At 60.1% G+C, this 12,873-nt stretch carries 14 protein-coding genes and 2 pseudogenes; 11 read left to right on the plus strand and 5 right to left on the minus strand.

Annotation, left to right across the window (positions count from 1 at the left end):
• The first annotated feature begins 74 nt into the window (after window positions 1-74).
• From NKH67_RS33295 to NKH67_RS33305, 3 genes are all read left to right on the plus strand, one after another.
• Window positions 75-470: a ThiF family adenylyltransferase gene (locus tag NKH67_RS33295; protein WP_502893848.1), complete on the plus strand. Its 396-nt coding sequence runs from the start codon at window positions 75-77 to the stop codon at window positions 468-470.
• 251 nt (window positions 471-721) lie between these two features.
• Window positions 722-1,105 (plus strand): hypothetical protein, encoded by a 384-nt coding sequence (locus tag NKH67_RS33300; RefSeq protein WP_353032946.1) that lies wholly within the window; start codon window positions 722-724, stop codon window positions 1,103-1,105.
• A gap of 132 nt (window positions 1,106-1,237) precedes the next feature.
• Window positions 1,238-1,723 carry a hypothetical protein gene (locus NKH67_RS33305; RefSeq protein WP_353032948.1) on the plus strand — a complete coding sequence of 162 codons (486 nt, stop codon included), beginning with the start codon at window positions 1,238-1,240 and terminating at the stop codon, window positions 1,721-1,723.
• A gap of 97 nt (window positions 1,724-1,820) precedes the next feature.
• Here NKH67_RS33305 and NKH67_RS33310 read toward each other — a convergent pair whose 3' ends face one another.
• Window positions 1,821-2,156 carry a hypothetical protein gene (locus tag NKH67_RS33310; protein ID WP_353032964.1) on the minus strand — a complete coding sequence of 112 codons (336 nt, stop codon included), beginning with the start codon at window positions 2,154-2,156 and terminating at the stop codon, window positions 1,821-1,823.
• Between NKH67_RS33310 and NKH67_RS33315 the strand changes: the two genes are divergently transcribed.
• Window positions 2,098-2,631: a Ros/MucR family transcriptional regulator gene (locus tag NKH67_RS33315; protein ID WP_353032950.1), complete on the plus strand. Its 534-nt coding sequence runs from the start codon at window positions 2,098-2,100 to the stop codon at window positions 2,629-2,631. The two genes, NKH67_RS33310 and NKH67_RS33315, sit on opposite strands and share 59 nt — an antisense overlap.
• Window positions 2,632-2,862: 231 nt before the next feature.
• Here NKH67_RS33315 and NKH67_RS33320 read toward each other — a convergent pair.
• Window positions 2,863-3,187 (minus strand): annotated as a pseudogene (locus NKH67_RS33320) (DUF736 domain-containing protein).
• Window positions 3,188-3,960: 773 nt separating this feature from the next.
• Here NKH67_RS33320 and NKH67_RS33325 point away from each other — a divergent pair.
• Together NKH67_RS33325 and NKH67_RS33330 are read left to right on the plus strand one after the other, a co-directional pair.
• Window positions 3,961-4,182: a hypothetical protein gene (locus NKH67_RS33325; RefSeq protein ID WP_353032952.1), complete on the plus strand. Its 222-nt coding sequence runs from the start codon at window positions 3,961-3,963 to the stop codon at window positions 4,180-4,182.
• Between the two features lie 1,711 nt (window positions 4,183-5,893).
• Window positions 5,894-6,156: pseudogene (locus tag NKH67_RS33330) on the plus strand (hypothetical protein).
• 237 nt (window positions 6,157-6,393) lie between these two features.
• On the opposite strand, the gene NKH67_RS33335 reads toward NKH67_RS33330, so the two are convergent.
• From NKH67_RS33335 to NKH67_RS33345, 3 genes are all read right to left on the minus strand, one after another.
• Window positions 6,394-7,104 (minus strand): hypothetical protein, encoded by a 711-nt coding sequence (locus tag NKH67_RS33335; RefSeq protein WP_353032954.1) that lies wholly within the window; start codon window positions 7,102-7,104, stop codon window positions 6,394-6,396.
• 303 nt (window positions 7,105-7,407) lie between these two features.
• Complete coding sequence (locus NKH67_RS33340) at window positions 7,408-7,650, minus strand: DUF982 domain-containing protein (RefSeq protein WP_352929149.1); 243 nt, start codon at window positions 7,648-7,650, stop codon at window positions 7,408-7,410.
• Window positions 7,651-7,851: 201 nt separating this feature from the next.
• Entirely contained in the window at window positions 7,852-8,355 is a 504-nt protein-coding gene (locus NKH67_RS33345; RefSeq protein ID WP_353032956.1) for a DUF982 domain-containing protein, read from the minus strand.
• 1,328 nt (window positions 8,356-9,683) lie between these two features.
• Here NKH67_RS33345 and NKH67_RS33350 point away from each other — a divergent pair.
• The 5 genes from NKH67_RS33350 to tnpB all read left to right on the plus strand — a co-directional run.
• The gene (locus NKH67_RS33350; RefSeq protein ID WP_352929151.1) at window positions 9,684-10,766 is read left to right on the plus strand and encodes a sensor histidine kinase; all 1,083 of its coding nucleotides are present in this window, start codon (window positions 9,684-9,686) and stop codon (window positions 10,764-10,766) included.
• A gap of 268 nt (window positions 10,767-11,034) precedes the next feature.
• Window positions 11,035-11,859 (plus strand): cation:proton antiporter domain-containing protein, encoded by an 825-nt coding sequence (locus NKH67_RS33355; protein WP_502893847.1) that lies wholly within the window; start codon window positions 11,035-11,037, stop codon window positions 11,857-11,859.
• Window positions 11,756-12,331: a cation:proton antiporter domain-containing protein gene (locus NKH67_RS34280; RefSeq protein WP_502893849.1), complete on the plus strand. Its 576-nt coding sequence runs from the start codon at window positions 11,756-11,758 to the stop codon at window positions 12,329-12,331. The genes NKH67_RS33355 and NKH67_RS34280 overlap by 104 nt, the downstream gene beginning before the upstream one ends.
• Before the next feature lie 19 nt (window positions 12,332-12,350).
• Window positions 12,351-12,632, plus strand: a complete 282-nt coding sequence (locus NKH67_RS33360; RefSeq protein ID WP_353032958.1) for a transposase — start codon at window positions 12,351-12,353, stop codon at window positions 12,630-12,632.
• On the plus strand, window positions 12,629-12,873 hold a 245-nt coding region (gene tnpB, locus NKH67_RS33365), incomplete at its 3' end, for an IS66 family insertion sequence element accessory protein TnpB (protein ID WP_353032960.1). The genes NKH67_RS33360 and tnpB, both read left to right, overlap by 4 nt.

Raw genomic sequence — 12,873 nt, forward strand, 5'->3', positions numbered from 1 at the left:
TCCGGTCCTTCGTTACTCCGACCATATCCTCGGCCGCGGAGAAGAGCTGCTCGATCGCTTCTGCACAGCCGGCCTTGAGGGCGTCAGTCGCGGCAGCGGGAATAGGTACGATCGGCTTGGTCGACGATGACAAGGTAGATCGCTCCAATCTTCAGCGACAGATCCTGCACACCGATGCCCGCGTCGGCAGATTGAAAGTCCAGTCTGCAAAGGAGGCACTGAGCGCCCTCAATCCGACGACGACCGTTAGGACTCACAACGTCCGCCTAACAAAGAATCATGTCGAAGAGATATTCCCGGAATACCAAGTTGTTGTGGATGGGTCGGACAATTTCAACACGCACTACTTGGTACATGATGCGTGCATCAAGCTTGGGTTGCCGGCAGTCCACGCAGCGGTGTTTCGCTTCGAAGGTCAAATGACAGTCTCCTGGCCGGCAGGCCAGCGGGCGCTGCCAAGCCCGTGCTAAAGGTGTATCTACCCCGCTCCCCCGCCTCTCGATTTGGCTCCTTCATGCGATGAGGCGGGCGTTTTGGGTATGCATCCTGGAGTCATGTTGCTTGTTATTGAGGAGGACCTCCGGCCGTCCCTCAACGTTCCTGGGACAAGGCCAACAACCCGTGCTGGTCGACGCATGTCGCGACCTGGTATCGGGGCCGCTTTGAGGCGTAGGAATATTGCCGCCGGCGCAAGCTTTCGACGAAGATTTCTGAGCTGTGGGTGCGCCATCTGGTGAGCCCGGACGATCGGCGCAAACGTGCTGAATATCTGCGGAAATTGCGCCAGGAAAAGCCGGAAAAGCGGGGCAGGAAAGGACCGCCGAACCAACACGAGAGCCCGCGCCACCACCGCTACAGCGTGCGCACGGATACGGGTCTGATTACCTTGCAGGCGTTCTGGGGCATGCATGTGGAGGTGATGAACTGGAGCGGGTTGGGAATTGCCGAATATGCCGCGGCGCTCGGGCTCTCGCCCCATGCGCTGCGCAAATGGCGCGCTCGTCTCGAGGAATTCGAAGCCGAAGTGGACCGGCGATCTCTGTTGCATCCGAGTGCCGGGGCTCAATTAAGCAGCGCTGCTAATGCGTGCGGCGCCAATCCTTGATACCGCGGGTTAACGGGCGGTCGAACCGGCGTTGCTTCAGCGACGCGCAGAAGCAGGCGATCGTGCATGAGATGGAGAAGCCCAGCGTCGCCGTAGCGCAGGTTGTGTCGCCGCCACGGCGTTGCCACCAGCATGGTGTTCCGCTGGCGTGTCGAGTTCGGCCTGGCCGCTCGCAAGGGGCCGCAATTGGCAACGGTTGCGCTCATTCATAGGCGGAAACCGAACCGCCGGCCCTCGCAATCTCGTGCGGCCGCCGGACGGCATGATGGCAGTCCAACTGGACGGTGGGCGCGCGTCTTTGCATCCGCCGGCAGCAATGCGGATGCAGTCAAGCTGCATCTGGCAGCAACGGAGAACGCATCATTGATCGTCGTTCCGGCGGGCGTGAAGCTGCATCTGGCGCTCGGTCATACCGACTGCGCAAGGGGCTCGATGGGCTCGCGGCGCCGTGGTGGCAAACGAGTTGTCAGCTGCGGGATGGCAAGTGCTTCAAAAGCGCCACGTCGTTCGTCAGATATTCGTTGGGCCAGTAGGCTGGCAGCCGTTCGGGCGCATGCGGGCTGCCATATCAGCAACGTCCATCCTGCCGATCGGCCCGAGGCGGTGCAGCCCACCTGAAAGAGCTTGGATGAGCCCACAAGAGATACGCGCGCGGCCAATTCAATGCCGGCGGCGCGGTCCTGGTCGCGGCGCAGAGTGTCGCGACGACAATTGTTCATGGCTCAATCCTGCGACGCAGGAGCCATGATTCGTGGCGCTGGGTTGCGTTGGGCTGTGCGCTTGGCGCGCGCAGAAGCGAGCGGGAAAGCCTTCCTGCTTCCTCGACGCGATCGGCAACTTGTCTGCAGCCGGACCGAACGATCGCAGCGAAAATTGCCTGCTTGATATTTGCACGGAATGAGGTTTGTTGGCCGAGTAAGGAATTATTTGCCTGATTGGCGAATAGACAGACCATCCGTTTCAAAGCGCCCTTTGGACAAGAGGAATGTTCGATGACCGTTTCTCCAGACCCAAGCGACCAGGCTGATCTCGTATCAATCACCGTCGACATCGTTTCCGCCTACGCTTCGAACAATCCGGCGCCAGTCGGCGAGTTGTCGAAGCTGATCGGGGACGTCTATGTCGCTTTGCAAGGGATCGGCACACCTGTGGCTCCGACCGCAGCCAAACTGGAGCCGGCGGTGTCGATCAAGAAGTCAGTGTCACCTGATTTCATCATCTGCCTGGAAGACGGGAAAAAGTTCAAATCCTTGAAGCGGCATATCGGAACGCATTACAATCTGAGTCCGGACGAATACCGGCAGAAATGGAACCTGCCCTCCGACTATCCGATGGTGGCGCCGAATTACGCAGCCACCCGCTCGGCCCTGGCGAAATCAACAGGCCTGGGACGCAAGGCGGCAGCGCCAGAAATAGCTGCGGCAGAAAAACCAAAACGATCTGCTCGCGCGGCAGCAGCGACACCAGCCGCAACGGCAGTCAAGTCGCCGGTGAAGAAGGCGCGCAAGGCACCCGTCAAAGTATAGCGTGCTGCACCTGATAAGGGGTCCATGCAGTGGCGTACCTGAACATGGCGAAGCCCCGCCTTGCGCGGGGCTTCGTGTTAGCTCGGATCACTCGCCGCCCCGGCGGGACCAGATGAGCGAGAACTCGCCCTTGACGCTCTCGGGCCGCGCCCACGCGAGCTGTGGCTCTGAGCTGTGAGTGGTCGTTTCTAGAGGACGCCCGCTCGGTCCGAGGCGTCCTGTCAAGGCTGCTCAGTCGCCGTTGCGACGGTTCGGTCGTGACCAGATGAGGCTGTAGCCCAGGCCGTCCTCGCCCTCGACGAGTTGGCGTAGATCGGAGCGGTGAAGCTCGGGTCGTCGAGCTTGAGACCCAGGTAGCTGCGACCCTCGTTGGACTGCTTGGACCAGGCGGCGCGATTTCGATGCGCCCGACGAAGACCCGGTGGCTGGGAGCGTTTTCGCCGCTGCCGCGCGTATCGGGGACGATACGGACCTTCTTGGCCTGGAGGGAGAGGGTGACGATCTCGCCGCTGAACTCGTTGTTGTCCGATTGCTGGAAGTTGCCGATGCTAGCCATTGTCGTTCTCCTGACTGGTTGCCGAAGCTGCCCTGTGCGGCCTCGATAGCGGTCGTGAGGCGACGATCGGGCCGACTGCATCCTGTGGACCGTAGCGTCAGCAAAGGACGGCGGCAGCCGAGCTTGTTGTTGCGCGAGGAATGACCGCTCGCGGTCAGGGGAAGAAGGTCGGGGAAGCCGTTGCAGGCAGAGACCCGACCTGCGCCAGACCAGCCATAAGAGAGGTCGTGTAGGGAGATCCCAGGGACAGTCTCACGAGAACGACGCTGACGATCGGCCCTTCAATCATGCATTCGGCACAAGCAGCGCGATCCCTACCGCCACATGAACCTGAGGTCTGAGCCCGTTTCCTGATCTGCGCGTTTGCACGTGTCAAACTCACATCCGGTCGCCGTTCGAGCGGCTGCACCATAATCCCGCCTGCGGCGGCAAGGGCTTAGGAGGACGAGACCAGTCTCGATGACGGCGTCAAAGCCATGCCGCAATGCGGTCGTCCACCTGGTTCCGGCGGGGCTGATCAGGCCCTGGCCGAACTGGAATGCGGTGAGATCGTCATGGTCTCACATACGCTCCTTCCTTGCGGGTGGCGGAGGAGTTGTGTGGCCTTATGAGGGTTGAACGAACGCTTCGGGTAAGTTTGCATGCCAGCTCCGCCGACTGAACCAAGTCCGGAGATTCCATATCGACGCTTGGGGTGGACGCTCGCGCCAGCCGGAACCAACGGCCACGACGAGCGGTTTACCAATAGAAGGGACTGCAATGGATGCAGGATAATGGAATTTTTGGATATGGAACTGGCGAGAGCCAGACAGCGGCTCAAGGGAGCGGAGCTTTCCCTTAAACGTGCGAATGAAATGCTGGATGAAGACTGCGGCGTCGGCATCAATATCGCGCTGTGCAGCAGGATACGGACTGCGCAACGGCGCGTGCTGGAGGCCAGATCCCGGTTGACGAAGATCGATCCCACCAGCGCTGATGGAGTTCGCACAGGTTGAACCATCCGGGCCGTGAAAGCCTTCCGATGCGCCGCTGCCCCATATGTCACGGCTAGCGCATCAGACCGCGCAGCAAAATGTGAGGGCCGGCCTCTCATTTGTCACGGCCCTCCGGCCAGCTCGTTGCAAGCGTAAGGTCGACACCGGAACGAAAGGCGGATTCGCGAATTCTACCGCTAGACAATTGGAATCGTCGCCCATGAGGCTCGCGACCCTCCACCTTGAAACTGCGAGATATGGCGATGTATATCGCGCCGCCAGGCTCGGGCGACTGACGCGGCAAATGATCCGGCACATCAAGCGCACTGACACCTCGGCTCAAAAGGTCGAGCAAGCGCTGGCTAGGTTGGCCGAAGCAAACGCGTCCATGGACCGGCTCAGGCTGCATCAGTAAGGCCGCCAGGCTCATGCCCGCCTCCGCATCGGCACGATGTGCAGCGTTCCCTCCAGGTCCGCGATGCCGGGGATGGCGCCGATGATCTTGGCGATCGGGCGCTCGCTGCTCAGTCGAGTAGATCGAACTGCACTGGGTCGTGATTTTTCGGAGGCACGTATCTCGTTCTCAGCCAGTTGGGCATTGAAAAGTCTTTTCAGCTTCGGTTCCCTGATGCCTGCGCTGAAATTTGTATGTGGATACCGGGGACTTTGCTCACAGGGTTGGCTGCCGAATCATTGCCGCGCCCCTGTTTGGCCGCGCTCTCGAAGTTCTGCCGGTCCATCTCAAAGCCCGACAGAAGCCACGCATATCCCGCTTGGCGTCCTTTATCCAGGTGTGGCCTTAAGTAGCAAACTATTGGCTTTAGAAGTGGCGTCAGTATCCAGAATATCGACAATCTGACGTCGATTATTGGCGGAGGATAGATGTCTATCGACAACGGAAACCTCGGGGAACTCCACTACAGCACTAAGCGGTCCGCGTATGGTACCGTCGCCGATTGCATATCCTATCTGTTGGATGCCAGATTTCTCCGGTCGTTGGGCCCTCTAGCCTCGCCGTTCAAAAAAAAGCTGGCGGCAATCGCACTGAAGCTCGAACCACTAATTGTGTTCGATGAGATCATCGAATTGAAGTTCGAAGGCCCCCCTTCGGGATACGTTAGCAACGGTCCCATTCGATACTCAGTTCGGATCGAGCCAAAGGACTAATTTCCAAATCGCTGAGACCCGCTGTTTATCTCCCGTCTTTGGAACGTTCCGCCCCTGGCTCAGGCGGCCTTCAGTCCTCATCCCTCCAGATGACCCGTCGCAGCATCCTGATCTCGGCGAGCCGCGTAACCCGAATGCCCTGCCCCTCCCGCGCCGATGCGTGTTTGCGTCTCGGCGTGCATGTAGTCGTTCTTGCCACACCGTTTGCAGCTCATTTTGCTCCCTACGAGTCGGCCTCGAATGTGGCCGCGCTCGATGCATGACCTTATCGCTTTCATTGGAAGCAACTCTGCGCTGCTGGCGGCCAACCCGGCAGTCTTCGCCACGTTTGCCGTGCTATTCGGAGGTGACGGGTTCGCTATTGGACGGTATTTGCTGACTGAGCGTGTCGCCAATCTGGAGAGCCGGATTGCCAGACGCGACAAGGAAATAACGGACCTTGAGGCAAAGCACGTAGCGCCAGAGCAAGGGGACCTATCGGTGCCTCTATTCGAGATTACTGAGGTTCTGCCCCCTCCACCGCTCAATTTCAACCGGCTCTTAGCCTAGCGGAAAGAGGACCTCCATGTCAGATAACCTGACGCCGCAGCAAAAGGCGCCGAAGCTGATCGTCGTTACCGTCTTCGACCGCGATGAGATTGGCGACCTTCAGCCTGTCTTTGGGCCAGCCGAGCAGCAGACAGAAGACCGGGCGATTAGGACTCCAAGGTCTTGGCGGGGAAACATGCCGGTGTCATTGCGTGGTCGCGTGAAGCCGACCCTGCGCTTGGCGAATACGGCGAGCCAACGACGCTCTTTGTCGGCGGCGACGTCGCGGAGATGGAATGACGGCCGCGCGGTACCCCATAGTCTCCCCTGAAGTTCTCCTCAGGGCCGAGGGCGGCACAGGGACACAGGAGACCAGTAGAGGGAGTGTAGCCCCGCTGCTCGCTTCCTCCCGCCCAGCGAAACGACTAACCAAGAGAAGCCCGCCACCTTGCGAGTGACGGGCCCGGCCGCGAGGCCAGGAGAGTGTTGTCAAAGCCTCACGGCCGATTCGACGCTCCCGTTAACGCCGCACTCTCCTCAGCGACGCGCAATCAGCATGCAAAGCTGACGCAGATCGCTGTCATACAAGCCTTCGCTGCTGAGCACGTCGGCGCAGCGCTTCTTCATGCGAATCAGCTGGCTGCTGGACAGCTGAGCAACAACGCTCGGCGGGGTGCCCGGCGTCCCTGGCGTTCCAGGTGTCCCCGGCGTTCCGGGAGTGCCAGGGGTGCCGGGAACGGTACCGCCACCAACGCCGACGCCCACGCCGACGCCCACGCCGACGCCACCCGTGCCACCAACGTTGACGCCGACCCCCGCCGTAACGCCGCCAGTATCGCCTACATTTGCGCCGGCGCCGGCGGTGACACCACTCCTGCCACCTATGTTAGCGCCTGCCCCAGCGGTGACGCCGTTCGTGCCGCCTATGTTGGCGCCAGCACCAGCGGTGACACCACTCCTGCCGCCAATATTAGCACCGGCACCGGCGGTAATGCCCCTGCTGCCGCCTATGTTAGCACCAGCGCCGGCATTCACTCCGCCGCGCCCACCGATCGAGGCGCCGGCTCCCGCTCTGATGCCGCCACTACCGCCGATCGAAGCGCCGAGACCAGCGTTGATGCCGCCTGGGCCGCCAATTGATGCGCCGGCACCGACGTTAATTCCCGCCGCACTGGAAGGAAACGATAGAGATAAAACAAGTGCACCACCGGCTAAAGCTGTGGCGAAACTCTTAACGAAATTTGCCATGACACTCTCCTTTGATACTTGCCTCATAGCAGCAGTTTCAATGCCTGCTACTTCAGCGATAACGATCTCGGAGAGTTATTGGATTGCTACACCAGACTATGTTTCGGAACGTAACTTACGAGTGGAAAAATATTCTGAAACAATTTGAAACGAATGGAGGGAGTACATTCTCGGCCCAGCTCTTTCGTATTCGGCGAAGAAGTTCACATGAGGACTGTCACGCGCAGAGGCGCGACTGTCGAGAATCGCGGGTATAATCGACCTCCTTACGAAGACGAGGGGATAACATTGCCACGCGGCTTCCTACTCCAGAACGAGCACGCCCTCCTCCTTGGCGGCCTCCTCAAAGGCCTTACGGACATCGTCGGGTGACACTCGGTCCTGAAAGGCGTCGATGCAGGACTGCACCGCCAGCGTCCACGTAGGCCCCCTCTTGGTCCACTTCATGAGTTCCTCGGCGGCACCCTCGACATGGCTAACCCCGTACCGGATGCCAGGTCTGTCGGTCCTGACGTAGACTGGAGGGTTGAACCAATGGAGAGCCATAGAGGAAATTTAGAGCGGAACCAGCCTGCCGATCAACCCAGGTTGTAAGGAACAACGTAGGCCGTCGCGGGTTTAGAGTTCGCAGCGATGGATTCTTCGAGCGTGTGCAGCCGCTGTGGGGGTCCGTCGCCTCATCCTTTCGGGCGGCGGACTCCTTTCGCCAACGGGGTGTTGGTAAGAGAATCTTTACCGCAGTTCCAGTTAGCTAGTTGCCATTGGGGGGAGTAACGTCCCCTCCTCCTCGGCAGCAGCCAGGAATGCCTTACGAGCCTCCTCAGGCTCCATCTCGTCGAATATCACGGCGTGGCAAACGCGCACTGCGAGGTCCCAGCAAGGGCCACGTTTGGTCCACTTCATCAGCTCCTCGCCGGCTGTCTCGGCGTTGTTGACGTTGCGGATTTCCCCTGGGCGCTCGGTCTCGACGGGGACCGAGGGTTGAACCAACGGCGAGCCATGAGAACTCCTATTCAGGAAAGACATGCCCTCCTCCTTGGCAGCCTCCTCGAACGCGTCACGGGCCCGCTGTGGAGACACCTTGCCGCTGATGGCACTCATACAGGCGCGCTCCGCCTTTTGCCACTTAGGGCCACGCTTGGTCCACAAGACGAGTTCCTCGGCCGCAGCCTCAACGTGGTGGACCCCGTAGCGGAAGCCGTCATGCTCCGTCTTCACGTACACCGGAGGTGAGAACCAAAGGATTGCCATGGGTGGAATGTAGAGAAGGACTTGCTTTGCGGCTAGCTTCCGGTCGGGAGTATTGGTTCTGACGTAGACTGGGCGGGGGCAACCAGTGGAGAGCCATGCGGCTATTCGCGAAGGTCGAACGCGACAAACAGGCCAAAGGCTGGGGCAATCTCGACAATAAGCTCCACCAGCTCGCAGTCACATTCCACCAGATGTGGCCCCTCTCGGCGCACGTCTGCGATAGTCTCTTTGACGGAGATGATTTGGCCGCGACGGGCTTGTAAGATCAGCTCGTAAACAAGGTGTTTGGCACTCACCTTGTCGGGTCGGCAGTTCGTCCAAACGTCAGCGATGCGATGCGAGTGACGAAGCTGCCATCAAGTACAACGTCTACACGCCGCAATCCGCTTGGGACTCAGATGATGACAATCCGCTCTATCGGTTCACCACGCGACTGACGGTCGCGGGAAAATCCACCTACCCGGAGGAACGGGCGGGCGACACCTATGAGGTCACAATCTATGGCGACAACTTGGGCTCAGGCGACATATGTGCGACACTCAGAGATGTGCAAGAGCGCGACGAGCACGGCTCGCCCAAATATCGGCAATACCGCGGTAGGCATATCCCGATTTACAAGCCACCCCGGGGAATGGGGCTCATCGACAAGATCCGCGGCGCGCGGCGCTGGACGACGTGGCTTCGCGTTTCCCCACGCTTTACGAGCGACGCACTCGCCCTGCTGAGCAACGGACGATCACTGTTATTGGCGGTACACGAGCGCAAAAAGGATCGTGCCCGCTGGGTTCAGAGCGTGAGCTTGCGAACGACCGACCCTGCAGAAGAATAGACCTGGGACGGGAGCCGGCGCTCTGGGAGGCCGAGCGGTATAAGGCACCAGTCTTGAAATTCGCTTGCAGTGATCCCGAGCCGTCCCGCAGCATCCCTGCAAAGCCTTATCCGTCAACGGTGCGAACGCTCGGAAGCGCCGTTTGTGCCACGTCGTCCCGCCCGGTACCGTAGCGTTGAGTTGCAAAAAGCGTAGCAATCTGTTCTCAGGCTGTTCCCCTGCCGGCACCTATTCCAAGCCCTCCCAACGCCCCGATGGGTGCCGGCCATCTCCCTTCCCACGAGATCTTTTGTGCTGGGCGCGAAACTTTTCGTCCCCAAAGCGGAGTCTTAAGTCTGGCCGCGGCCAGGCACCTCGAGTCTGAATTGCTGTACGCGATGGCCCCGCACATGCGGCCACCCGGAACTGCGTCTGATGCGAAACGTGAGATGCAACTCAAGTTTCGGCGATGGCAGGCGCGCCGCATTGTTGATATGATCCGCGCAGAAAAGGCGCGCAAATGACATCGGATTCGGAAAAGGCTGAGGCCGTCGAGCAGTTGCTTGATACACCTGACCTTGCAACCGCACTGGAAAGTGAACAGTTCAAGAAATTCCTTGACCAGGTGCCGATTGCCATTGCCGTTTCGGACCTTGCCGCTGAAGAGCGCGTGGTCTACGCCAATCCGGAATTCGAGAAACTGTCAGGCCTGACGTCCGCAAGGCTCACCCGAGAAAACTGGGCGGCCCTTTTAGGCACAGGCCTCCATCAGCAAAAGGACAGGCCGCTAGCCGAGGTGGTGGTCGAGGAATCCGATTTGGTCGGCACCTTCAGGCTGGAGCGCAGCGAGGATAAACCCGCGATCGTTGACGTTTATTCCAACGAGATAGAGGACGACAACGGCAAGGTCTGTTTCCGACTGGTGGCCCTGGTCGACGTATCGGCTCACGGCGAGGTGGGAGATCAGCGCTCGGCCGAGGAGCGTGTCAGCGAGAAAGACACACTGCTTCGCGAACTGCAGCACAGGGTGAAGAACAACCTGCAGATGATCACCGCGCTGATCCGGCTGGAAAGCCGCAACGCGACCGAGGCCGACCGGAGACGGTTTGAGCGGCTCGCCGGTCGCGTCGACGCATTGGCGATCCTCTACCAGACGCTAACCGCCGACGAGCCGAAGGAGGAGGTCGACCTTGGTGTGTATCTCAGCCAGATCGCGTCCGCGGTCATGAGCTCGCATGCGGTCGAGGGGATCCGGCTGGATATGAAGGTGGATACATATCCGGTGTCAATAAACGTCGCCATGCCGGCGGGACTGGTCGTAAACGAATTGCTGACCAATTCCCTTAAGCATGCGTTCCGGGGCCGCGATGGCGGCACGATAACGCTGCACAGCATCGTCGATGGCGACGGCTGCCGGGTTATAGTGGCGGACGACGGAATCGGGCTGCCGGACGGCGAGATGTGGCCCAAGCCAGGCAAGCTCGGAGCGCTGATCGCGCGATCGCTGACCGAGAACGCCAAGGCCCAGCTAGCCGTAGAGTCCAGCGCCAACAAAGGAACGAAGGTGACCATCGCTTTCAAACGGTCGGCGGCAGCAAGCTGAACGATTGCTGTCGCCTCGGCGCGCGGAAATGGTCGTACAAATCCATGGCCAGATTAGGAGAGCCTTTCTAAGCGACACCGCCTATCCAAGATCATCTTTAAACGTTTGCCTGGGATTCTCTACGCATGTCCGTGTAGGCTGACCCTCGGTCGAGCGACGGTGGAGGGAGCACATGGCGGGCGAAGGTTGGGTGAGTAGGAGTGCCTGCTTGTGTTCGGGTTGGAAGCAGCTTCGCGCCTCGAACACGGATTCAACGGTCTAGGCCGGCATGCAGTCCTATGCCCTTGTGTTGGCGGTCTTTGGAGCAATCGTGCTCCTTACGGCCTGGTTGCCCATGCTCCTCAGGAAGCTTCCGCTTTCGCTGCCAATGGTTTGCATCGCGGTCGGGGTTCTCTTGGTTTGGTCACCTTTCTCTCCGCTCATTGGAGTGAACCCACTTGAAAACCGGGTCCTGACAGAGCGTCTCACCGAGTTGGTGGTCATCATCGCCCTTATGGGGGCTGGCCTGAAGCTGGACCGGCCAGTGAGCTGGCGCGGTTGGGAGTCCTCCTGGCGCCTTATTGGCGTCGCCATGCCACTGACGATCGCAGGAATTGCGTTCATCGGCTGGTCAATTCTGGGGCTCGGTCTTGCCGCCGCACTCCTGCTTGGCGCCGCTCTCGCGCCAACAGATCCTGTTCTGGCAAGCGACATACAGGTTGGCCCACCTCAATCCGGCAAGGAGGACGAGGTGCGTTTTGCCCTTACCTCAGAGGCCGGCCTCAATGATGGAGCGGCGTTTCCGTTCGTCTATCTCGCCATCGCAATTGCGCTGTTCAGAGCGTCCGGCGAGCCGTTCTTCACACATTGGGTCCTCGTGGATGTCCTTTGGAAGATTGCAGCCGGCCTTGTCATTGGCTGGCTGGGCGGAAAAGTCATGGGCTACCACGTTTCGTCTGCCGAAACGGTCGGGCTTGTCAGAGACGAAAGACGGTTTTGTTGCGCTCGGTATCACCTGCCTCGCATACGGCTCGACCGAAGTCCTTCACGGCTACGGCTTCCTTGCAGTGTTTGTCGCAGCAGTCGCGCTGCGATCCATCGAACGGCAGCATGAGTATCATGAAAGCTTGCACGACTTCGCGGAGCAGATTGAGCGATTGCTGATGATGGTCCTGCTGGTCTGCTTTGGGGCAGCGATCGCTGAAGGGTCGATTTTTAACGCCTTGAGCGGGCAGGTGATCGCCACTACCGCGCTGGTGTTATTCATTGTGCGACCGATCGCGGCATGGGTCGGACTGATCGGATTTCCGGCGCCATCACGCGAAAAGGCCTTCATTGCTTTTTTTGGAATACGCGGCCTTGGATCGTTCTACTATCTCGCCTTCGCACTGGGGCAGGCCGACTTTGGGGGTGCAACAACTCTTTGGGTAACCGTCTGGATACCCTCCGGCGAAGGCCGCCTTGCGAGAGGACGGCACGGTAGCGAGGCTGCGCTCTTAAGGTCGCCCTTACGAGCGCAGTTAGCAGCACAGCATGAGCCATGTGACGTTATTGACCGGGCCGGAGCGTCGTCGTCGTTGGCGTGAAGAGGATCAGTGCCGGATATTGGCCGCGGCATTCGCGCCCGGGGCCACAGTGGCGGCGGTAGCGCGTCAGTACGATGTCGCGACCAGCCTGATCTATAAGTGGCGCCGCACGGTGAGAGCCCGCGAGACGGGCTTTGCCGAAGTTGTCGTGGCTCCCGATGAGCCTGTCGCCGTTTCGCGGCCGGCGGCATCCCCAGCGGTGATCGAGCTGGAGGTCGCCGGCAAGGTGCGGCTGCGGATTCCGCTGACCACGCCGCCAACACTGGCGGCAGCGATGGTGAAGGCGCTGGGCGTTTCATGATCCCGGTTCCGAGCCAGGTGCGGATCTGGTTGGCGGTCGGCCGGACCGATATGCGTCGCGGGATGCAAGGCCTCGCTCTGCAGGTTCAGGAGACGCTGGGCCGGGATCCGCATGCCGGCGATCTTTATGTCTTCCGCGGCCGCAGCGGCAATCTGATCAAGATTATCTGGCATGATGGGCTCGGCATGTCGCTGTATGCAAAACGGCTCGAGAAGGGCCGGTTTCTATGGCCGTCGCCGGC

This window comes from Mesorhizobium sp. M0968 (assembly GCF_040319065.1).
Lineage (GTDB): Bacteria > Pseudomonadota > Alphaproteobacteria > Rhizobiales > Rhizobiaceae > Mesorhizobium.

Excerpts from the sequence above, each read along its gene's own strand:
- NKH67_RS33340 (WP_352929149.1), bottom strand. The coding sequence starts at position 7,650 with ATGGCTCTCCATTGGTTCAACCCTCCAGTCTACGTCAGGACCGACAGA.
- NKH67_RS33345 (WP_353032956.1), bottom strand. The coding sequence starts at position 8,355 with ATGGCAATCCTTTGGTTCTCACCTCCGGTGTACGTGAAGACGGAGCAT.
- NKH67_RS33310 (WP_353032964.1), bottom strand. The coding sequence starts at position 2,156 with ATGTCGACGGTGATTGATACGAGATCAGCCTGGTCGCTTGGGTCTGGA.
- NKH67_RS33305 (WP_353032948.1), top strand. The coding sequence starts at position 1,238 with ATGGTGTTCCGCTGGCGTGTCGAGTTCGGCCTGGCCGCTCGCAAGGGG.
- NKH67_RS33350 (WP_352929151.1), top strand. The coding sequence starts at position 9,684 with ATGACATCGGATTCGGAAAAGGCTGAGGCCGTCGAGCAGTTGCTTGAT.
- NKH67_RS33325 (WP_353032952.1), top strand. The coding sequence starts at position 3,961 with ATGGAATTTTTGGATATGGAACTGGCGAGAGCCAGACAGCGGCTCAAG.
- NKH67_RS33315 (WP_353032950.1), top strand. The coding sequence starts at position 2,098 with ATGACCGTTTCTCCAGACCCAAGCGACCAGGCTGATCTCGTATCAATC.
- NKH67_RS33335 (WP_353032954.1), bottom strand. The coding sequence starts at position 7,104 with ATGGCAAATTTCGTTAAGAGTTTCGCCACAGCTTTAGCCGGTGGTGCA.
- NKH67_RS33355 (WP_502893847.1), top strand. The coding sequence starts at position 11,035 with ATGCAGTCCTATGCCCTTGTGTTGGCGGTCTTTGGAGCAATCGTGCTC.